The sequence below is a fragment of the Rothia nasimurium genome (assembly GCF_928392795.1).
GTDB classification, from domain to species: Bacteria; Actinomycetota; Actinomycetes; order Actinomycetales; family Micrococcaceae; genus Rothia; species Rothia nasimurium_F.
On sequence record NZ_CAKMTJ010000012.1, the window covers coordinates 14,206 to 35,204 of the forward strand.

23 protein-coding genes and 1 riboswitch are annotated in these 20,999 nt (G+C 55.1%); of the genes, 15 read left to right on the plus strand and 8 right to left on the minus strand.

Annotated features, from left to right (window positions below):
• Positions 1–18: 18 nt before the first annotated feature.
• Both L6963_RS11140 and L6963_RS11145 read right to left on the minus strand, forming a co-directional pair.
• Positions 19–321, minus strand: coding sequence for a hypothetical protein (locus L6963_RS11140; RefSeq protein ID WP_237195670.1), 303 nt, complete (start codon positions 319–321; stop codon positions 19–21).
• 69 nt (positions 322–390) lie between these two features.
• Positions 391–1,812: an MFS transporter gene (locus L6963_RS11145; protein ID WP_423816807.1), complete on the minus strand. Its 1,422-nt coding sequence runs from the start codon at positions 1,810–1,812 to the stop codon at positions 391–393.
• Between the two features lie 149 nt (positions 1,813–1,961).
• Positions 1,962–2,095: riboswitch (FMN riboswitch) on the plus strand.
• A gap of 140 nt (positions 2,096–2,235) precedes the next feature.
• On the opposite strand from L6963_RS11145, the gene pnuC reads away from it, so the two are divergent.
• The 13 genes from pnuC to L6963_RS11210 all read left to right on the plus strand — a co-directional run bounded on the left by pnuC (position 2,236) and on the right by L6963_RS11210 (position 12,884).
• A complete protein-coding gene (pnuC, locus tag L6963_RS11150; protein WP_237207111.1) occupies positions 2,236–2,946 on the plus strand; it encodes a nicotinamide riboside transporter PnuC in 711 nt (236 codons plus the stop codon).
• Between the two features lie 2 nt (positions 2,947–2,948).
• Positions 2,949–3,992, plus strand: a complete 1,044-nt coding sequence (ribD, locus tag L6963_RS11155) for a bifunctional diaminohydroxyphosphoribosylaminopyrimidine deaminase/5-amino-6-(5-phosphoribosylamino)uracil reductase RibD (RefSeq protein WP_237207110.1) — start codon at positions 2,949–2,951, stop codon at positions 3,990–3,992.
• A gap of 144 nt (positions 3,993–4,136) precedes the next feature.
• Positions 4,137–5,450 carry a 3,4-dihydroxy-2-butanone-4-phosphate synthase gene (ribB, locus tag L6963_RS11160; RefSeq protein ID WP_237207245.1) on the plus strand — a complete coding sequence of 438 codons (1,314 nt, stop codon included), beginning with the start codon at positions 4,137–4,139 and terminating at the stop codon, positions 5,448–5,450.
• Positions 5,440–6,063, plus strand: a complete 624-nt coding sequence (locus L6963_RS11165; RefSeq protein WP_237207109.1) for a GTP cyclohydrolase II — start codon at positions 5,440–5,442, stop codon at positions 6,061–6,063. Before ribB ends, L6963_RS11165 begins: the two co-directional genes overlap by 11 nt.
• A 90-nt stretch (positions 6,064–6,153) precedes the next feature.
• Positions 6,154–6,624, plus strand: coding sequence for a 6,7-dimethyl-8-ribityllumazine synthase (gene ribH / locus L6963_RS11170; RefSeq protein ID WP_237195683.1), 471 nt, complete (start codon positions 6,154–6,156; stop codon positions 6,622–6,624).
• A 168-nt stretch (positions 6,625–6,792) separates the two neighbouring features.
• Positions 6,793–7,104 carry a type II toxin-antitoxin system RelE/ParE family toxin gene (locus L6963_RS11175; RefSeq protein ID WP_219336373.1) on the plus strand — a complete coding sequence of 104 codons (312 nt, stop codon included), beginning with the start codon at positions 6,793–6,795 and terminating at the stop codon, positions 7,102–7,104.
• Positions 7,091–7,405, plus strand: a complete 315-nt coding sequence (locus tag L6963_RS11180) for a helix-turn-helix domain-containing protein (protein ID WP_237195687.1) — start codon at positions 7,091–7,093, stop codon at positions 7,403–7,405. Before L6963_RS11175 ends, L6963_RS11180 begins: the two co-directional genes overlap by 14 nt.
• A gap of 147 nt (positions 7,406–7,552) precedes the next feature.
• Positions 7,553–7,816: a phosphoribosyl-ATP diphosphatase gene (locus L6963_RS11185; protein WP_237195689.1), complete on the plus strand. Its 264-nt coding sequence runs from the start codon at positions 7,553–7,555 to the stop codon at positions 7,814–7,816.
• 24 nt (positions 7,817–7,840) lie between these two features.
• Positions 7,841–8,686: an ATP phosphoribosyltransferase gene (gene hisG, locus L6963_RS11190; RefSeq protein WP_237207108.1), complete on the plus strand. Its 846-nt coding sequence runs from the start codon at positions 7,841–7,843 to the stop codon at positions 8,684–8,686.
• Positions 8,687–8,767: 81 nt separating this feature from the next.
• Positions 8,768–9,529 carry an imidazole glycerol phosphate synthase subunit HisF gene (gene hisF / locus L6963_RS11195; RefSeq protein WP_237207107.1) on the plus strand — a complete coding sequence of 254 codons (762 nt, stop codon included), beginning with the start codon at positions 8,768–8,770 and terminating at the stop codon, positions 9,527–9,529.
• A gap of 450 nt (positions 9,530–9,979) precedes the next feature.
• Entirely contained in the window at positions 9,980–10,222 is a 243-nt protein-coding gene (locus L6963_RS11200) for a type II toxin-antitoxin system Phd/YefM family antitoxin (protein WP_237185321.1), read from the plus strand.
• A complete protein-coding gene (locus tag L6963_RS11205) occupies positions 10,219–10,482 on the plus strand; it encodes a Txe/YoeB family addiction module toxin (protein ID WP_237185320.1) in 264 nt (87 codons plus the stop codon). Before L6963_RS11200 ends, L6963_RS11205 begins: the two co-directional genes overlap by 4 nt.
• Positions 10,483–11,096: 614 nt before the next feature.
• A complete protein-coding gene (locus L6963_RS11210; protein ID WP_237207105.1) occupies positions 11,097–12,884 on the plus strand; it encodes an ATP-binding protein in 1,788 nt (595 codons plus the stop codon).
• 58 nt (positions 12,885–12,942) lie between these two features.
• Here L6963_RS11210 and L6963_RS11215 read toward each other — a convergent pair whose 3' ends face one another.
• The 6 genes from L6963_RS11215 to L6963_RS11235 form a co-directional block, all read right to left on the minus strand.
• Positions 12,943–13,446 carry an Abi family protein gene (locus L6963_RS11215; RefSeq protein WP_237207104.1) on the minus strand — a complete coding sequence of 168 codons (504 nt, stop codon included), beginning with the start codon at positions 13,444–13,446 and terminating at the stop codon, positions 12,943–12,945.
• Positions 13,439–14,215 carry a transposase gene (locus L6963_RS11940; protein ID WP_237207103.1) on the minus strand — a complete coding sequence of 259 codons (777 nt, stop codon included), beginning with the start codon at positions 14,213–14,215 and terminating at the stop codon, positions 13,439–13,441. The genes L6963_RS11215 and L6963_RS11940 overlap by 8 nt, the downstream gene beginning before the upstream one ends.
• Positions 14,104–14,850: an Abi family protein gene (locus L6963_RS11220; RefSeq protein WP_237207102.1), complete on the minus strand. Its 747-nt coding sequence runs from the start codon at positions 14,848–14,850 to the stop codon at positions 14,104–14,106. The genes L6963_RS11940 and L6963_RS11220 overlap by 112 nt, the downstream gene beginning before the upstream one ends.
• 138 nt (positions 14,851–14,988) lie before the next feature.
• Positions 14,989–15,843: a hypothetical protein gene (locus tag L6963_RS11225; RefSeq protein WP_237207101.1), complete on the minus strand. Its 855-nt coding sequence runs from the start codon at positions 15,841–15,843 to the stop codon at positions 14,989–14,991.
• Positions 15,844–16,251: 408 nt separating this feature from the next.
• On the minus strand, positions 16,252–18,126 hold the full coding sequence (locus tag L6963_RS11230; RefSeq protein WP_237209157.1) for a hypothetical protein: 1,875 nt from the start codon (positions 18,124–18,126) through the stop codon (positions 16,252–16,254).
• A 287-nt stretch (positions 18,127–18,413) separates the two neighbouring features.
• Positions 18,414–19,013 carry a type I restriction-modification system subunit M N-terminal domain-containing protein gene (locus tag L6963_RS11235; RefSeq protein ID WP_237207099.1) on the minus strand — a complete coding sequence of 200 codons (600 nt, stop codon included), beginning with the start codon at positions 19,011–19,013 and terminating at the stop codon, positions 18,414–18,416.
• Between the two features lie 222 nt (positions 19,014–19,235).
• Between L6963_RS11235 and L6963_RS11240 the strand changes: the two genes are divergently transcribed.
• The gene (locus tag L6963_RS11240; RefSeq protein WP_237207098.1) at positions 19,236–20,093 is read left to right on the plus strand and encodes a PhzF family phenazine biosynthesis protein; all 858 of its coding nucleotides are present in this window, start codon (positions 19,236–19,238) and stop codon (positions 20,091–20,093) included.
• Between the two features lie 321 nt (positions 20,094–20,414).
• Entirely contained in the window at positions 20,415–20,906 is a 492-nt protein-coding gene (locus L6963_RS11245) for a DUF2087 domain-containing protein (RefSeq protein ID WP_237207097.1), read from the plus strand.
• The last annotated feature ends 93 nt before the right edge of the window (positions 20,907–20,999 follow it).

Genomic DNA, 20,999 nt, shown 5'->3' on the forward strand with positions numbered 1-20,999 from the left:
TTCTTTATTGTGGATAGGTTAGGCTAGGTTCTTCTCGGCCCGCTCGGCAGCCTGCTCATTGCCCATGGAGCGGTGAATGGTGGCCAGCATGGTGTAGTAGGCGGCGGCGTCCTCTGACCCAGCAACCAGTACGGGCTTAGCCAGGGTGAGCACGTTCAGGGCCTGCTTGCCCTGGCCCTCGTCCAATAGCTTCTGGGCACCCTTAACAGCCCGGGCGACAGCCTGCTCGGGCTTGCGCTTGACCAGGTGCGCCACGGCACCGTGCTCCTGCTTGAAGGTGGTATCACGTTTTTGAATATTGGCGGGTTTCGCGTCAGACACAGCTCACCTATGGTCGGGGGTAGAAAACTTTATGCACCTCAAGTGTAGCGACTGATGACCGTCTCGGGGTTAGGTGAGCTGCCTGCCGCGGGTTTCAGGCAGCAGGAAGGTCGCGCCAGCTGCCGTGCAGAAGGCTAGAGCGAACAGAACAAAGAGCCCCGAAATACCTACCAGCGGCAGCAGGGCGGGCACGAGCAGGGGAGCGGTGATAGAGGCTAGGCGGCCGAACCCGGCAGCTGCACCCGTGCCGGAACCGCGCAGGTGGCCGGGGTAGAGTTCTGGTCCGATGGCGTAGAGGGCACCCCAGGCACCCAGGTTGAAGAAGGAGAGCATGCAGCCGCTAGCTACCAGTGCCCAGACCTCGTGCGATAGGCCGTAGGCTACCGCCGCCAGTGCTGAGCCCAGTAAGAAGGTAGCCAGGGTGGAGCGCCTGCCCCAGCGCTCAATCAGCCAGGCGCTCACCGCATAGCCCGGTAGCTGGGCCAGAGTCATGATGAGGGTAAAGGTAAAGGAGCTGATCAGGCTAAAGCCCTGCTGAATCAGTAGCGAGGGAATCCAGATAAAAGCCCCGTAGTAGGCAAGGTTGATGCAGAACCAGATGACCCAGAAGGCAAGGGTGCGGCGGCGCAGCGCCGCTGACCAGATGGAGGTTGCCTGAGCCAGCTCGGCTGAAGCCTGCCCGGCAGCGGCAGGGGCGGACGGCGTCCGCGCAGCTTCTGCCCGCAAGGGCGGGGAGGTAGCGAAACCAGCGACCACGGACCGGGCGCGGGTAAGGTCGCCGCGTCGGGTGAGAAAGCGCACCGATTCGGGGAGCCCCCACCGCACCACCAGGGCGTAGAAGGCAGGGACGCAGCCGATGGCAAGAGCCCAGCGCCAGCCGTCCTCGGAGCGGCTCACGACGAAGGTGCCGATGAGGGCAGCGAGGATCCAGCCGACCGCCCAGAAGGCTTCAAGAACAACCACCATGCGCCCGCGCACAGCCCGCGGGGCAAACTCAGAAATATAGGTGGAGGCTACCGGCAGCTCAGCGCCGAGCCCCAAGCCCACGATGAAACGCAGCACCAGTAGAACCGTGAAAGTAGTCGCTAGCGCAGAGAAGCCGGTAGCCAGCCCGTAGACCAGAAGCGTGCCGGCAAAGATTGCGCGCCGCCCGAACTTATCCGATAAGCGCCCGCCCAGGGTCGCACCGATAGCCATGCCCAAGAAGCCGATTGACCCCAGTAGGGAAGCCTGCCCGGAGCTAATACCCCAGTGGGCAATCAGGGCGGCCATGACAAAAGAGATCAGGCCGATATCCATGGCATCGAGCGCCCAACCAATACCGGTCACCCCCAGCAGGCGGGCATGACGGCGGGTGACTGGCAGCTGGTCAAGGGTAGCGGTGAGCTGTTCGGCGTTCATGGCCTCGGGGTTGAGGGCATCAGCAATCGTGGCGGTAGTGAGTTGGCCGGGTGCGGACGCCCGGGGCTGGTTCTGGTGCGGGGAAGTCATGTGGCTCAGGGGGCAGGAAATAATGTCAAACTGACTTTATCAGCAGGGGCTTTGAGGAAGGCCCCGCACCCGACCAGATAGCGGGAATAAGTCACAATATGACGGTTACACCCCCCGGCCGTGCTATAACTTGAAGAGTAAATATACATATCGTGCTCCGGGACCCGGTGAAAATCCGAACCTGCGGTGACAGCCCGCTAATTGACGGCACATCCATGTGCCCGATACCTGCAAGGTGGAATTCCTTGGCAGACAGTACAGTCTGGATGGAAGGTAGCACGAGCAAACCGTAAGGTGCCCCCGCGGCACCTGCCGTACCCGACTGCCAGGCCCACCGGCGTCCTCACCGACACCCAACGAAGCCAGCCAACGCCGGGTACCCTCGATTTGTTCTCCCGGAGCCACTCGCTTTGGGAGTTTTTTATGGATTTCTTGCGGTGGCTCTTCGACGCTCAAATTGCGATTGGCGATAACCAGTCCCTCTTGGTGCGCGAAGTCCTTGGCAACATCTTTGGCCTACTATCAGCCCTCGGCGGCATGCGCCGCAAAGTCTGGGCCTGGCCCGTCGGTATTCTCGGCAACCTGCTTCTGCTCACCGTCTTCTTAGGTACCCTCTTCGGGTCAACCTACGGCACCGCTAACCTGCTGGGGCAGGCAGGCCGCCAGATCATGTTTATCGCCGTTTCCGTCTGGGGCTGGTACCGCTGGAACCAAACCCGCAAGACCGGCGACGCAGGCCAGGCAGCAGTGATTCCCCAGTGGGCCAGCTGGCGCGAACGAGCTTTCATGGTCGCCTTCATGCTGGTCGGCACCGGCGTCCTTACCCCCATCTTCCGCGCCCTGGGCTCCTACGAGCCAGTCTGGTCAGACGCCTGGATCTTCACCGGCTCCCTGCTCGCCACCTACGGCATGGCTAAGGGCTGGGTAGAGTTCTGGCTGGTCTGGGTCGCCGTGGACGTGGTCGGTGTGCCCCTGCTCTGGTCAGCAGGCTACTACGCCAGCGCCTTCATGTACCTCTTCTACGGGGCCTTCACCCTCACCGGCTTCTTCGTCTGGTGGCGCACCCGCAACCGCGAGGCTGGCAAGGTCGAAGTTGAAACCGGCTTCCCCGACCCCACCGTCGACGTACGCTAACCATGGCACCCCTTACCGACACCCAGGCCATGGGCCTTGCCCTCGATAATGCCCGCAAGGGCGTGCGCGGGGCTAACCCCCTAGTCGGGGCAGTACTTGTGGACGCCACCGGGCAACTACTTGCCACCGGCTGGCACCGCGGCGCCGGCAGCCCCCACGCCGAAACCGACGCCCTAGCAAACGCCCGCGAAGCCGGCATCGACGTGCGCGGGGCCCGCATGTACGTCACCTTAGAACCCTGCAACCACACCGGCCGCACCGGCCCCTGCTCAGTTGCTATAGCCGAGGCCGGTATCGCTGAGGTCACCTACGCCTACGCCGACACCACCGACGACGCCGCCGGGGGAGCAGCCTACCTGCGCTCGCAGGGCATAGCTGTTCATGGCGGGCTGTTGGAAGATGACGCCTACGCCCTCAACGCCCGCTGGCTCACTGCCGCTGCCGGGCGGCGTCCTTTCGTCACCGCCAAAATCGCCAGCTCCCTCGACGGCTACATCGCAGCCGCTGACGGCAGCAGCCAATGGATCACAGGTGAGCACGCCCGCGCCGACGGCCACACCCTGCGCACCCGCGCGGACGCCATCATGGTCGGTACCGGCACCGTCTTGGCCGATAACCCCCAGCTCACAGCAAGGACGCCTGAGGGGCAGCTTGCCGAGCAGCAGCCCCTGCGCGTGGTGATGGGAACCAGCCAGATCCCGGCCGGGCACCTTGCCGACGCTATCGGTGAAGGCAAGGCCGTCCACCTGCCAACCCGCGACCCCCAACAGGCTCTCACCGAACTCTACGCCCGGGGCGTCCGGCATCTGCTCCTGGAAGGCGGGCCAACCCTCATCACCGCCTTTATGCGCGCCAACCTGATCGACGAACTCTACTGGTACCGGGCACCCCTGCTACTCGGTGCCGGTAAACCAGCCCTCGGCGACCTCGGCGTGAGCAGCCTGAACCAGGCGGGGCGCTGGCAGCTGGACCACCTGACCAAGCAACCGGCAGTGCAGACCCTGGGTGCGGACGTCCGTACCCGGCTCGTACCAGCAAACGAATAGAAACCCGACAAGGTGCGCCCGATAGACGCAGCCGCGTGTGACCCTCTCATGTCTCGCGCCGGGGCGCTCGACATGATTCATGCCAGCCCCACGCCAACACGCGGCGCTGCGTCTATCGGCCTCACCATCTCATCTAAGGACCTCATGTTTACCGGAATCATTGCCGCAACCGGCACCGTAGAATCCATAGAACCCGTACTCGATTCTGAGGGGCGGGCTGAGTCAGCCGTCGTCACCATCAAGGCGGGCCCGCTCATCGACGATCTTGAGCACGGCGGATCCCTGGCCGTCAACGGCGTCTGCCTAACCGCCACCCGTACCCGCCAACTGGCTGAGGGCTACTTCGCCGCCGACATGATGGGCGAAACCCTGCGCCGCACCAACCTGGGCCAGCTCGCACCCGGCGACCGAGTCAACCTGGAACGCTGCATGCCAGCTGGTGGGCGCTTCGACGGGCACATCGTGCAGGGCCACGTGGACGGCCTGGGCACCGTAGTCAAGGTAGAAGACCACGAATCCTGGCGTACTGTGCGCGTGCGCGTACCCCGGGATATGGCAGCCCACCTGACCGAAAAGGGCTCAATTACTGTCTCAGGTGCGTCACTGACCGTCACCGCCGTCTCCCACCCCCAGGCCGACACCCACTGGTTTGAGGTGGGGCTCATTCCCGCCACCCTTGAAGCCACCACCTTGGGTGAGCTGACCGTGGGCGATACAGTCAACCTCGAAACCGATGCCCTGGCCAAGTACGTGCAACGTATTCTGGCTGTCTCGGGTTCTGTGGCGGGTCTTGGTGTTACCCCGGGCAGCGCAGGCGGTGGAACCCAGCACCGGGTGGCTGCCCTCGATTCCGTCGAACGCGCCGTCGCCGAAATTGCCCGCGGCGGTGCCGTGGTTGTAGTCGATGACGAAGACCGCGAAAACGAAGGCGACATTATCTTCGCAGCCGAACACGCCACCGCTGAACTCATGGGCTTCACCATCCGCTATACTTCCGGCGTCATTTGCGCCCCCATGAGTGCCGCCCGGGCAGATACCCTGAACCTGCCGCCCATGGTGGCAGTAAACGAGGACGCCAAGGGCACCGCCTACACCGTCACCTGCGATGCCCGCGACGGCGTCACCACAGGCATCTCAGCCGCCGACCGGGCCCGCACCGTGCAGGTGCTTGCCGACCCGGCGTCCTCTGCGGGAGATTTGACCCGTCCCGGCCACGTCCTCCCCCTGCGGGCAGCCGACGGGGGAGTGCGCCAGCGCCCCGGCCACACCGAAGCAGCGGTAGAGCTCTCCCTACTCGCGGGCCTATCGGGGGTCGGCGTGATCTCTGAAATCGTGAACGACGACGGCACCATGATGCGCTTCGACGCCCTCCGCGCCTTCGCCACCCAGCACAACATGCCCATGATTTCTATCGCTGACCTGGTCACCTACCTGCAGGAGCGCGACAGTGACCGATAAAAACACCCTGGTAGCCAGGAGCGAGCCGGTGCTGGTGCCCACCCCTCACGGCACCTTCGCCGTATCTGCCTACGAGTTTGCCGACGGCACCGAGCACATGCTTGCCACCGCCGTCGGCGCGGACGGACGCCCCCTCACACCTGAGCATGAAGGGCAAGACCACCTGGTTCGGCTCCATTCCGAATGCGCCACGGGTGACCTGCTCGGATCCTACCGCTGCGACTGCGGACCCCAACTCGAAAAAGCCCTCGCCACCGTACAGGAGCTGGGCGGTTCTGTGCTCTACCTGCGCGGGCACGAAGGGCGAGGCATCGGCCTCGTCAACAAGCTGAGAGCCTACGCCCTACAAGACGCCGGGGACGACACCCTCGACGCCAACCTACACCTGGGCTTCCCAGCAGACGCACGGGACTATACCCAGGCGTCCGTCATCTTGAAAGCAGCCGGGCTGACCCGCGTCCGCCTACTCACCAACAACCCGGCCAAGGCAGAAGCCCTGACCGAGCTGGGAGTGCAGGTGACAGGGCTGGTGCCCGATATTGTTGCACCCCGGCCCGAAAACGAGCGCTACCTCGCCACCAAACGCGACCGTATGCGCCACATCCTCAACTAGGTACCATCTGAGTCAGAAAAACCCATCTAGTTTGTGGTCATTTCTGAATTAGCTGGTACCTACCCCAAACCCAACCCTAAGGAGAACACCATGAGCGGAGCAGGAGCACCCGCCCCCAAACTCAACCCCGCAGACACCGCAGGTCTGAAGGTCGCCGTGATTGCGGCGTCCTGGCACACCCAGATCATGGACGGCCTGCTCGACGGCGCCCAGCGCGCCGCCGCGGACGCCGGTATCGAACCGACCATCGTGCGCGTGCCCGGCACCTTCGAACTGCCCGTCGCCGCAGCCACCCTGGCTGAGAAGTACGATGCAATCGTCGCCCTGGGTGTGGTCATCCGCGGCGGAACCCCGCACTTTGACTACGTCTGCGACGCCGCCACCAGCGGCCTGACCAAGGTATCTGTAGAAAACAAAACCCCCGTCGGGTTTGGCGTGCTGACCTGCGACACCGAAGAGCAGGGCATCGACCGTGCCGGCCTGCCCGGCTCCAACGAAGACAAGGGCTACGAGGCCATGGCCGCGGCGCTGGAAACCGTGGTGGCACTGCGAGGGCTCTAAAACCTAGGGGCCAGCTCCCGAACGTAATGAGCGGACGCCCGCCCTCCTATCTTTAGCGAAGATAGGAGGGCTCCTCTTTGTCTTTACCTATGCAATAGAACATATTTATAGTATTCTGGCGTTATGCAAGGGTGGACGGTTGAAGTAGGTTTCGTTCAAGACTGGCTCATGGAACTGCCTAGCCAGGAGTATCTTCATGTGCTTGCAGCGCTTGAATACCTTGGGTCTGTAGGTCCTCATGGAGGTAGGCCCTTTATTGATCGCATTACCGGCTCGTCTTTACATAACCTCAAAGAACTGAGACCCCGCGGCCACGCAAAAAATATTAGAATTCTATTCATCTTTGATCCAGAGCAACAGGCGATTCTGTTGGTAGCTGGTGACAAAACCGGCCAATGGAACAAATGGTACAAACAGAATATCCCTCTTGCTGAGAAACGCTATGAAGAGTATCTAAGGAAGCGCCATGACAACTCTTGAAGAACTGAAGCAAATGCGCCCAGTCGATTCTCATGACCTACAGCGCCTAGTGAATGACATGCATGCTGAGGCTCGTGTTTTTCAGCTACAGGAGCTTCGCAAAGATTTAGGTTTGACCCAGACCGATTTGGCTGAAAAAATCGGTGTCTCCCAGAAAAGAATTTCCCAGATGGAAAAAGGGGATATCGAGAGCGTTAGTATCAAAACCTTGCACAAATACCTCGCAGCGCTAGGTGCAGACCTTACCGTTACTGCCGATTTCCCGGTGGGTACGCGCCACAAGATTTACAGCACCCTGTAAGAAATTGCGGACGCCCGCCTTCCTGCCCTGCCGCTGGCGGTAGGGCGGGCGTCCGTCCGCGCATCTTATCCTGTGCGCGTGACCGAAAGATGAAATCTAAACCTACCCGGTAACGCCAGCACCTCAAAGAGCGGTACTCTAGAAACCGTGAAGAACTTTGAAACCTTATTCGCAGAACTGACCGAAAAGGCAGCAACCCGCCCTGAGGGCTCCGGCACCGTTGCGGAACTCGACAAAGGCGTGCACTTTATCGGCAAGAAAATCGTAGAAGAAGCAGCGGAAGTCTGGATGGCCGCTGAATTCCAGTCTGACGCCGAGTTCGCTGAAGAGGCTTCACAGCTGATTTACCATTTGCAGTGCATGATGATCGCCAAGGGACTGACTCCCGAAGATATCTACAAGTACCTCTAAACCATCACTGCAAAGGAAAAACCTATGCTACGCGTTGCAGTTCCTAACAAGGGCATGCTCTCTCAGGCTGCCATCACCATGCTGACCGAGGCCGGCTACCTCCAGCGCCGCGACTCCCGCGAGCTAGTGCTCGTTGACCAGGACAACGAGGTTGAATTTTTCTACCTGCGCCCCCGCGACATCGCCGTGTACGTGGGCGAGGGCACCCTGGACGTCGGTATCACCGGCCGCGACCTGCTGCTGGATTCTGGCACCCACGCTGAGGAAGCACTCAAGCTCGATTTTGCCCGCTCCACCTTCCGCCTGGCCGGGCCTGCCGGTACCTACGCTGACCCGTCCGAACTTGAAGGTAAGCGTATCGCCACCAGCTACAAGCGCCTGCTGACCGACTACCTGGAACGCTCCGGTATTAAGGCCTCGGTGGTTCGGCTTGATGGGGCTATCGAGTCCTCGATTCGCCTGGGCGTTGCCGACGCCATTGCCGACGTGGTAGAAACCGGCAACACCATGCGCGCTGCCGGTCTTGAACCCTTTGGCGACCCGATTATGCGCTCTGAGGCCCTGCTCATTAAGCGCCCCGGTGTTGAGGACCACGCCGGTCTTGAGCGCCTGCAGCGCCGCTTGCAGGGTGTGCTGATTGCCCGCCAGTACGTGATGATTGACTACAACATCGAAGAGGCTAACCTGGGCGCGGCTAAGGAACTGACCCCCGGCCTGGAGGCCCCCACCATTTCACCGCTCTCGCGCGAGGGCTGGGTTGCCGTGCGCTCCATGGTGCCGCGCAAGGCGGCGAATAAGGTCATGGATTCCCTCTACGACATCGGCGGCCGCGGCATCCTAGTCACCGCCATTCAGGCCGCGCGCCTGTAACTTTACCCGGCGGCGTCCTTGCCCCTGATATGGGCGGACGCCGCCGCTTCAGTTTTTGATTCAAGGAAAGGGGGCGCGCCCGTGGGTGTTGCCATTCGTGTTATTCCGTGTCTTGATGTGGACGCCGGCCGCGTGGTCAAGGGCGTCAAGTTTGAGGGCCTGCGCGACGCTGGCGACCCGGTAGAACTCGCCAAGCGCTACAACGCTGAGGGCGCCGATGAGCTGACCTTCCTGGATGTCACCGCCTCTTCTTCTGGCCGCCAGACCACCTTCGATGTGGTTTCTTCCACCGCCGAGCAGGTCTTTATTCCCCTGACCGTGGGCGGGGGAGTGCGCACCCCTGAGGACGTTGACCGTCTGTTGCGCACCGGGGCTGATAAGGCCTCGATCAACACTGCTGCGATTGCCCGGCCCGAGGTGATCAACGAGATTACCGAGCGGTTTGGATCCCAGGTGCTGGTGCTCTCGGCGGACGCCAAGAAGTCGGATGCTACCCCGTCCGGCTACGAGGTGACCACCCACGGCGGCCGCACATCCACCGGGCTTGACCTGCTCGAATGGGTTGCTGAGGCCCAGGAGCGCGGCGTAGGCGAGATCCTGCTGAACTCCATTGACGCCGACGGCACTAAGGCCGGCTTTGACCTGCCCATGATCCGCGCAGTGCGCTCTGTTGTCACCGTACCCCTGATTGCTTCGGGCGGCGCGGGCGCAGCCGAGCACTTCCCACCCGCCATAGAAGCAGGAGCGGACGCCGTCCTCGCCGCTTCCATCTTCCACTTCGGCGAGGTCAGCATTGGGGAAGTGAAGGACGCAATCCGAGCGGCGGGGTACGAAGTACGGTAGGAGAAGACGAGTAAAGCGCACCAGGCTCACGCTTGACGTGCCCTCGGGCTCGCGCTCGCTGCCGACCCTCTCGCCTGGTTCGCTTCGCTCACAAGGCGATTCACGCCAGCCCCGAGCCAGCAGCTTCGCTGCGAGCCCGAGAGCACTTCTAGCCTAATAAGTAAGTCTCAGAATGGGAATAATCCTGCTCTTCGCGTTTCTGGAAAGGCACATCATCTAGTGCCTTTAGTACCCAGTCAGGGTTCAGTATAAGGTCTCGCATTCCTAGCATGTATCGGCTGAAATATTCGTTATTGTACTCAATGCCAGTTGAATGAGTTCAGCGGCATCAAAGTCGACCTTGACCTGCTCATGACTCGGGCGATTGGTATATCACGAGGTTACTTCATTCATCCAGATAATATTTTGCCCCCTCTTGCTGAGGCGTACGTAATTCCGTATTGTTGGGGTATGACTACGATTTCAGTAACTAACGCCCGCAGTGACCTCTACCAGTTGGTTGACCAGGTCAATGCTGACTCGCACCCTGTTACCATTGCAGGAAAGCGAGGTAATGCTGTGTTAATTGGCGAAGATGATTGGCTGGCTATCCAAGAAACTCTATACCTCAGCTCTATCCCTGAAGTCCGAGAAAGTATCCAGCAGGCTCGCAAGGAGCCTCTGAGCGAAGGCAGCACGGAGCTTCCTTGGTGAGCTGGAAACTGATTTATTCCAAGCAAGCGCAAAAGGATGCACTCAAACTCAAACGTTCTGGCTTGCAACCTAAGGCTCAGAAGCTGCTAGAGGTAATTGCTGAAAACCCTTGGCAGAACCCTCCACGCTACGAAAAACTCGTTGGAGACATGGCGGGCTTGTATTCCAGACGAATCAACGTTCAGCATAGACTTGTTTATGACGTGTTCGAAGAGGAACACACTGTCCATGTGCTAAAAATGTGGACCCACTACGAGTAAACCGTACAGAGCCCATCTAGCAGTTCATTTCGAGCATGAACTCGACAAATTGCTCAGCTGGTATCTTGCGCACATGTACAACTTGATCTATAGCGTTCTATCCCAGACTCCTTGATACTAAGAAACTTGACCTACTTGCTGTTGTGCCTGTCGTGGTTATAGAGGGGGCTCGTACAGTTGGGGAAGACAATCTTGGTGAACAAGCTGGCTCACAGAGCGATTCACGCCCCGCCTAGCGGTGGATTGCGTTCGTTCTAGCGTTTCTCTGAAGCTAGACGGCTAAATGCCTTTTCGAGGTCTTTGACGGGCAGGCTGTTGGGCAGAGACTTTGCCTGCAGAGCATAGAGACTCCGTTTTGCGTCTGTTAGCCCATCTGTGCCACGCGTATGCTCGGTGCGTGAGCGACAAGTTGTGGTTTTACTATTGGTCTTTAGTGCCTTTTTAGCTTTTCTGGCTGCTCTATACATCGCAGAATTTACAGCGCTAATAGTCATTTCCTACCCTCCTATCCCTTGAAGATGACTACTGAGGTGAACTGGTCAATTCACCTAGTACTTTACCAACTTGTACATCCGATGTACAAAATTTTGTGCATCGAATGTACAATTTGACCTATGACCTTCTATCCCAGATTCCTTGAGCCCAAGATACTTGACCTGCTTGCTGTTGCGCCTGTCGTGATTATCGAAGGCGCTCGTGCAGTGGGGAAGACAAGCTTAGTGAACAAGCTGGCTCATGAGGGGCATCTGAAGGCAGTTTATTCGATGGCTGATGCCGGTCTGCGAGCAGTGGTTGAGGCTGATACAGTGGGTTGGCTCCGTGGTTTAGAGTGGCCCTGCGCAATCGACGAAGCTCAGCTGGTTCCTGAGCTGCCGGTTGCTGTGAAACAGGTTCTAGATGAGAACCAGGACTCAATTCGTCTAGTTCTTACCGGTTCTTCAAGCATCGGGCAAAGCGGCTTTGGCGGCACTGACCCTCTGGCACGCAGGGCTTTACGAGTATCATTAGAGCCTTTAAGCGAGGCAGAAATCAACTCTCCCCATCAGCAGCCGTGGTCTGTGATAGATGCTCTATTTGATGCAAATCCGGTTACAGGGGAACAAACACAACCTCTGGATATTGAATCTGACGCGATTGTTTTAGGGGGTATGCCCCAGTATCGTCGGTTTGCTGGCAATTCAGTGACCTCAACGTTAGGCCTGGCTATTGACGAGGGGATAAGAAGCATCCTAACTCAGCGGGTAAAGCCAGGTGAGTCGTTTGATCAGGTACGTGCACACGAGATTTTGGCTTATGTTTTAAGGCACCCTGCTTCAGAGCTAAATATCTCTGAAATGGGCAGAGAACTCTCAATGGACCGCCGCACAGTTGATTCTTATCTCGACGCTCTCGAAAAACGATTCTTAATCTATGAGGTTCCTAACCTACATCGGGCTTCAAAGAGGTCTTTGCGGTCTTCAGCAAAGTTTTTCCCCGCAGATGTGGCTTTATCCGCTCGGTCTTTGGTAAGCACGAGTGATGCACAGTTAGTTGATGCAGATGTACGAGGGCGTCTGATTGAGACGCTGGTGATGCAGCAGATACGTGCCCATGCTGGATGGGCTGAGCGTAGTGTGGATATATTCCATTGGCGACAGCGGATTAAGAATAAGGACGTTGAGGTCGATGTAGTCTTGCGTGATTCTGCGGGTTCTCTCATCGCACTGGAAGTGAAAGCTTCTGCGCGTGTAAAGCCTGAATTCTTGAAGGGGTTGAAGAGCTTTCAAGAATTGTATGGTGACAGGGTTACACGGGGCTTCGTCGTTTGTAATGTGGCTCGGCCTGTGCCTTTAGGTGAGAAAATTTGGGCTCTTCCCTTGGCCGCCTTGTGGGACGCTAGTTTGTGGCAGGGGTTGATGAACAGAGCGCGCGCAACTGCGATAGAGCCACGGGCAGAGCTTGAGCCCTCTAAGAAAACTGGCGATGTTGATGTGCGTGTCGTTGCTAGTTTCGCTGCGGCTGATGAGGGCTCTGCGTTAGCAGGGAATATTCGTGGCTTTGCTGAAGATGTTGCTGATGCCGTTGAGGGTCTGTCTGGTTTGAGCGTTGAGCTCATCTTTGATGATGACTCGACAGGTCTCGCCGATACCTTTGGGGCGGACGCTGACGAGCAGGTACCCCTTGTTGGCTTGGCTTTGGTGACACCTCGCTGGGTCAAGCAAATAGGTGACTTGTCTGTGTTAGACGGCAAGAATATTGTGCCGGTTCTGTGGATTGCTAACTCTAAGATTCCAGAGGAACAGAGTAGGGCTGTTCTTGATTTAACGGATGTGCGTCGTGCAGATCGTGATTCCGCACAGTACCGCCTGGGTGTGGAGCAGGTGGCGGAGAGCTTGCTCTCTAAGATGTCCCACAATATCTAGTGGCTCATCTCCTCCACCTTCTCGCCCCGCAGCAGCTCGTAGAGGCCCATGCGGAATATTAGTTATTCCAGATTTCTAATTCTTGCCAGTTGCCAGGAAAACCCATGTTACGTTCGGCAGTAATAAGCGGTTCAGATAATTCTTGCAGATATATTTGGGGTAGCTTTTTAACCTGTGTTTTGAACGTGTTGTGCCAATTAGTTCCAGATTCATGGCATCTAAGCATATGGGCGAGTAAGACACACGGCATGTATATTTTGTCGGCAGGGAGTTCCTTATCTATATGCTTTAAATATTTTTTGAAGTAAGAGTTTGAATGAACAGACACATTCCTTTTCATGCTCTTATTGAAAACTCTAGCACCATGAGCGCAGTCGTTTCTTAAGTCCATGATTGCAAGTAGCCAGGAGCCAAACTTGGTGCCTTGTCGAACCCCGAACTTTCTTGCCACATCATTTTGGTCTTCTACCTTCATTAAAAGATAAAAGTGAATTAGGGTTCCAAAGGACACAATTTCTAGTGCTGCCCATACAGGAATTTCTGTCTTGTGAGGCTTATTCAAAAGTCCCACCCGCAGCCAAAAACACCAACCCCCGCACCACCGAAAACACCCGCCCATACAACCCCAACGGCCGCCTAAACCCCGTATGAAGAATCCGCCAAGTCTTGATATGAGCGATAACCCGCTCCACCACCGACCGCAGCCGATTCAGCACCCGATTATTCCGCCTCTGCTCCCGACTCAGCCGCTGACCCGGCTTGCGCCTGGCCGGGGTAGCCAACCCCAACCCGATATAGCCCTTATCAGCCACAGTGCTCTCATCAAGATATCTTTCCAAGCCATGATGTTTGAAGGCGTAAGCATCATGCCTGGCCCCGGGCACCGGGTCTGTGATAGCCAGCAACTTTCCATCCAAGGTGCAAATGACTTGGTGGTTGAATCCGGCTCGTTTGTGCTTTCCAGAGAAATTTGTTTTACCAAGTGAACGCCAATTCCACGTGGGTATCAGAGTCCCGTCAACTACTAAGGACCCGGGTGCTTTGAGGCTTTCTTTCAAAGGCTGAGTCAGCGGAGTGAGAATCTTCTCCAGGGCCTTTTCGATGGTGTTGATAGCTCGTGAGACTGTCGATTGAGAGACAGCAAAAAGTTCTGCGAGGAGTTCTTCGGTGAGGTTATGGCGGTGGTAGAGCAGGGTGATTTTGAGGGCTTGGTTGAGGGTTAGCGCTGGTGGTCTTCCGCCTGGTTTTGACCAGGTGAGGTGATGGGTGAGGGCTGTGATGAGTGTGGCGAATTGCGTGGCTGTGAGGCCGGTTGTACGCTGGTGTAGCAACGGTCTTGTCCGGTATGGCTTGAGGTTATTTGTAGAGATTTAACGCTCATATTTTTGCCGCGGGTGGGGCCGTTGTCTAGTTGGTGGGTGTGGGGTGCGTGTCTACTTTTGAATAAGCCTCTGTAGACAAGAGTATGGTGCGCTATGAAATCGTCATTATTTTTGGATTTTTTAGCGCTCTCGTACTGAGCTTTCCAAGCCTCAAACTTGGTTGTTTTATCTCGAGAAGAAGTAAGTTCACAGCATTTAATGGAATCTAAGCATGAAATCTCAAGATGCCCTTTGGGATTTTTCTGTGCGATCACATGCGCGATAGCAGTTCTTAGTCTTACCTCTAAGTCAAAGATGCCAGTCAAGATGACGGCCCGGAGCTTGGTATCAAAATCAGCAAGCGCGATAGAGTCTTCGAATCTTGAGCCAGCTTCAAACTCATCATGGCGGAACTCTCTGCGTCTAATGAGCTCATCTGTGAGGGGCTCTCGAAGTTTTCTAAAGGGATACCTGTAGCCACTCGTGCGGTGATAGCCGAGCCTTCTGAGCTCTGCTTCTGCTTTAGTCTTATCGTTGATTTGCATTCCCAGTTGCTCAAGTCTGTCGATGAGATCTGGGTGGTCTAGGAAGCCTTTTTCAGCCATAAGTACCTACTTAAAATGAAAACCGCCACATGATACATGCAGAACTTTGGGGTTCCATGTAACAGAGGTGGGCGGTGTCTGATATCTCAACCATATCACATGAAATGTTCCATTGTCTCTCAAGAGTAACTTACAGATTTAGTGGCTCAGCTCCTCCACCTTCTCGCCCCGCAGCAGTTCGTACAGGCCCATGTCGAGCATGAATTCCACGAACTGCTCCGCTGGCAGCTTGCGCACGTGGTCAATCAGGTCAGCTGTATCTGAGCTGTAGTCCCAGAGCTTATTCGCCAGGCCAACGCGCACATTCTTCGAATGGTAGAAGTCCACCTTGGTGTTGGCCATGGCGCTTTGTTTGAGCCCGGCGTCCTTGGCCGCCTCAGCCACGAAGGTAGTAGCAAAGCCCACCTGGTGCTCGTCACTCAGGTCAAGGCCGTGGAAGTACTTATTAATCTTCTCAATCAGTTCAGAACGGGCCTTGCGCTCGCGCTCCTGAATGCTGGCTAGGCCGGCCTCCGTCATGCCCTGTAGACCAGCCGCCTGGGAGGACGCGAGCTTCAAGTCTTCCTCGTCGCGCAGCTTTTCGAGGCGGTAGTGGGTGAGCACGATATCGTCCACGTTCACTACCTCGGGCGACACCTCGTCGAGGGTGAAGCGGCGCAGCTTGCGCGCGAGCAGGTCAGCGAAGGCAGAGAGTTTCTCGTAGTAGGGGTCGCCGAAGTTGAAGATTTGCGAGAAGAAGGCGTAGGACTTCACGTACTGGGCGAGGGTTGAGCGGAACTCCAGCAGGGTCTCAAGGGCAGCCCTATCAGCAGAACCATCAAGCCCCTCTTGGGCCGCCTTCCAGCGGGTGACAAAGCGCTGCACGGGTATAGAAATCAGGGAGTCAAAGGTAGCCTGCCGAGCACCGGGGCTAACCCATTTTTCCCAGAACTGTTCCACATCTGCCCGGTTGTAGATACCTGCCGCCTCAAGCTTATCGACCTGCTTGGCCACCAGGTCGAGGTCTGATTCGGTCTCGATGCGGGCGTCCTCGTAGTACTCGGCGAAGGCGGCGCGAATCTGCTCGGGGTCGTTGACGAAGTCCAGAATGTAGGTGTTCTCTTTGCCGTCAGCCCGGCGGTAATCCCCGAGAGTTTCTTATCCACATACATGGCCACCAGGAGGGGCTGGTCGAAGCCGGTCTGGTACTTGTTGGTTACGATTAGAATGTGCTGGCCGTCCTGGCTGAAGACCTCAGCTAGGTTTCTACCGACAAAGTTAGGTCGGCATTAAGCATCCATCTAATTTAATATAGCCCTCTAGCTTATTATCAAAGAACCGTAGCTTTATTAATGTCTTAAATAGGTAGGTTAGGCAGTAATCGTTAAATAAATCCCCAACTGTTTAATTGAGAAAAATTATTTAAGGCTTATTTAAAACTGGTGATGAAATAATTTTAACATTATTACTATTTTTTGTAACGCTAGTGTCTCTAATAACAACAGTACCTGAATTCCAATCTTTCCCTTTCCTTGTATGCTGATCAACATATGAGTATAGCTTTAAAATTTCTTCAAATTTTGCTGTGGGGTTATCCAGTAGCTTCAGGACTCTGTAATTATTGGGTGACAGCAAGGACTTCTCAAGTATTGATATCTGATGCCCATTTGATTCTTCAAGAAATTCATTCGAGGAGAAGTATTCGCTAGCAATTGAGTCATAAATTGAATCGCTACCCCATATGCTCCTTTTTATATCAGTAGAACCTGGGTGATAAATTACTAGGGATTCATCTTGAATTTTGTATTTGGTGAAGATTCTACAAGACGAAGTTTTTGAGTTATTTAAATTAATTTCAATAGGGGCTGGGAATTCTCCATGTTTATTATATAATTTAAGATCACAATTGATAATCAAGCAGTTTTCGAAGATCACTGATTCCGGATGAATCATCAGAAAGCAGTCGATTAATACCAAGTTGCTTATTCTTATAGGGGTATTTCTATTTCTATTTCCTAACTCGCCAATTCTGCTGGCATCTAAGTTGAAGGTAATTCCGTAGAATGTTCTAAAATTGCGGGTATTCCGAAGCAGGATGTCTATACCCATATGGCAACTTAAATTATGGGAGACTGCAAATGTTTTAAAATCCATACTCGCGCAGCTGAGTAGGTATTGAATGCTTCGGGAAGCCATCTTTTTATTGAAGGCTATCGAATCTATTTCAATTTTTGAATTGCTGCTAGAAAAATTTTTAATATTGCAGTCATAGATAGAAACGTTCTTAATAGTGACATCACTGAGATGGATAAAGTCAAAATTTGCGTTCGTGAAATAAATTCTTTCAGATAAGGTTATATCAGATAAGGAAATGTCGGAAATATCTATATTGTTTACTTTAAAAAATTTATCATTTGACAATGCTGAGAGTTTTCTGTAGGCCTGTAAAATTTTATCGCTATCCTTTTTTTCTGCCTTATCTAAAATATTATTGAGGATGTAGCTTCTTTTGATGAATGACTTAGATTCCCAATGCTGTCTGCTATCAAAACCCGAATCGCTTGATGCAACAAACTCCCAGTCGTTGTAAAGATTTAGTAAACTATTTATCTGGTGCGCGTTAAGAGAATTCCCCGTAATAAAAGAGTCAAGTTTTGAATCAAGGTATTTCTCATAGTCGAATGAAAATCGTCTATTTTCCTTTGATTTTTCAAAATCTAATTTTTCTCTTTCGTTATTGGAATCAATTTGTTGACGTGTGTAGTCGAATTTTCTTTGAGTTTTACTGTTAATGTAAACAATAAAAGCTGCGCTAACGGTTCCAAGTATAGTAATTAGTGCGGCTAAAGAAGTCCCGATTGGGGAGAGTGAATTAATCCATGTTTGATTCGGATTGATTTTATTTAACCATGATATTCCTAGTATTGAGTAAATTAGAATAATGCAAAGTGAAAGAATAATCGGAATGGTAAATTTTAGCACTGATAAAATATCTCGTATTGCGCTGGAGTCTGGCTTGGTCCCCTCGTCTTTGCCTATCGGTGATTTTTCCTCGATTCTATTAAGTAGTTTGTAGGAAATGTTTGAAGATAGGTAAACTAGTAGGAATAAGCTGATAAATTCACGTATTACACTGGTTCCTGTTCGCCCTGTTGAAGGAGCGTGGCAGATTATTGCTATTTTGCAATAATTAGTAGCATCGGTTAAACCTGCATATATTAGTATCAAACAAATAGGTATCGCTCCAAAATTAATTTTACTGCTATCCCAAATTTTTTTGATCATCCAATCACGCACCTTCCGATTTTTCTTCTGATTTGAATATTTATTGGTTATGTAGGTTGCTTTAAATATTTTTTTCGATAATCTGTAATATTATTGCTTTCAAGTTTTGGTCTGCTCAGAAAAATTTCACCTTAATCTGTTGCATGAAGACTTATTGTTGCAGCTTCGCTGATGAAGATTTTTGAACCTTTTTAATCTTGTTCATATTTTGAAAAATTTTCTTTAAGGAAAATCGCTGATTTGATGGAATTAAAATTGGGTTATTCATTGTTAATTTCAATTTCTAGTATATAAAGTTTTTATGGTTGACAACTGCTCGTCCGTTGAAAAGTGAGTAATTTTCTGTAGGTGTTCTGACGTGGTGTATAGAAATGCATGTTGGCAGTCTTATTCGAGGTTGTATCAGGTTTGCGAATCAGCTCCTCAAAGATATTGCCCATCTGCTCATTGCTCACCTTGTTTGGGTGCAGGTTCACCCGCGAGAAATGCTGAATCACCTGATAGAGCAGGTTCTGGGCGGCTAGGTCTGCGATGGTGTCTTCGAATTTATACTTCTCAAAAATATCGCGCACGTTCTCACTGAACTGGTTAATGTAAGAACGCAGGTTCTGCTCAAGAGTATCGGGGTCATTAGCCACGGTCTTGAGGTTGTGCTGGGAGAGGTTATAGAAACTGTAATCATGCCCCGCCCGGGCAGACAGCATAGCCGGAGGAATCGTATCGAGCACATAGCCCTCTGTTGCCTCTAGAACAGCCTGCTTGGTCGGCTCAAGCACCGCATCAAGACGTGCCAAGACCGTGAAAGGCAAAATAATCTGACCGTACTGATGCTGCTTATAGGTACCGCGCAACACATCAGCCACATTCCAAATGAACTGAGAATAGTTCAAAGAAGACACACAAGCCCCTCAAGATTGGCAAACTAACGGCTCAGCATAAAAGCCCTAGCCACCAGGCAGAGCTTTTACCCTGATGAAAACTAATCATACTCAAGGGGCAGGCTGGGAAGACGAAGTGCAGCACTTGTGTCTCACCTTCTCACCAGGGCTGGGCGGTGAGCTAGCCAGCTGCCGGGTAGGGTAGAAGTAAACCCCATAGAGGCGCAGGCGAAAGGACCCCACATGAAAATCCGCCCCTTCACCCAGGTCGATGTGTTCGGCTCGGTTCCGCTCAAAGGCAACCCCCTCGCCGTGGTGCTCGATGGCAGCGGCCTCACCGACGAGCAGATGCAGGACTTTGCCCGCTGGACCAACCTCTCAGAAACCACCTTCATCACCCAACCGACTGACGCTCGGGCAGACTACGCCGTCCGCATCTTCACCCCCAGTGGCGAACTGCCTTTCGCAGGGCACCCCACCCTGGGCAGCGCCCACGCCTGGCTAGAAGCCGGTGGTCAGCCGCAGCGCCCCGACGTCATCGTGCAAGAATGCGCCGCCGGGCTCATCGACATCACCCGCACCGGCCAAGAGCTCGCCTTCGCCGCACCGGCAACCGTCCGCTCCGGTGCCCTCGACGAAGCAACCCTGGCAGACATCGCCACCGCCCTAGGGCTAGAGCGCAGCCAGATTCTCTCCCACCAGTGGGTCGACAACGGGCCCGGCTGGTCCGCCGTCGAAATCGCAGACCCCGACCGGCTGCTCGCCCTCACCCCGGACTTCGCCCGCGGCGCAGACCTCAAGCTTGGCATCTTCGCCATGCACCCGGAAGGTTCAGACATCGCCTACGACATCCGCGCCTTCGTGCCCGGCATCGGTGTTTCTGAGGACCCGGTCACTGGCTCCCTCAACGCCTCCGTCGCCCAGTGGCTCGCTCGCGAAAACCGGGTTGCCGGAACCTACACCGTACGCCAGGGCACCTGCCTGCACCGCGACGGCAGACTCACCATCACGGTAGGGCAGGACGCCGGCCCCACCGGCACACCCGACATCTGGGTTGGCGGGACAACCCACACCCTCATCAGGGGAGAGGTTAGCCTCTAGGTCTTTACACCATCTGCTGGCTTGTGCTGCCCCGCCAAGCCGGGGCGGGCGTCCGTCCGCCCATTGAAGGTAATCGAAAATGCCATCTGCGCGGTCAAAGAACACGCAGATGGCATTTTCGGTTACATTCGGGAGCGACTGTGATATAAAGGTGTGAGGCGTCACCCACCGCCCAGCGCTTTGCCCCTGTGACTCTAGCAAGCAGGCCATCAGCGCGAAGGGAAGAGAATTCTCGGGTTGCACCGGCATTTCAAGGCCGGGGTAGGCACCACCGAACCGTCGATTGATACCGCAGCTAGAGTGCGAAGAAAGTCGATACCCGTGACTGCCCAATCAAACTTCAAAAAGCTCGTGCGTGCCCGCATGGAAGAAACCGGTGAGAACTACACCACCGCCCGAGCAGCCCTCCTCAAGACCAGGCCGACGACCGACGTCCTAACCGATCCCCGCGAACAAGCCTACGCAGAGCACCGCACAGTCGTTGACCGTTTTCTGCAGGGCGGACGCCTGACCTCCTGGCCCTCCAAGCGCCGCACCCGCGCCCACCTGCTGTTGCACCTGGTGACCTATTTTGAGCCAGGGCGCACCTACACCGAGAAACAGGTTAACGAGATTCTGGCCGCCCTCTGGCCCGACTTTGCCTTTATGCGTCGGGAAATGGTCGAGTACGGTTATCTGGTGCGAACTGCTGACGCATCCGCCTATTGCTTGGCGACCCAGGTTCCTGACCGGGCAGGTACCGTGCTGGCTGCCGAGGCCCCGGCCTGGGAAGCGATGTGGCTGCCGGGTTACCTGGCCGCAGAGGCTATGTAGCAACTAGGGACCAGATTCCTCCCAAAATCCTTGTGGTGCACACATACTATTGGGAGTTTTCTGGTCCCTACTTGGGGCAGAGCTGAGCAGGCG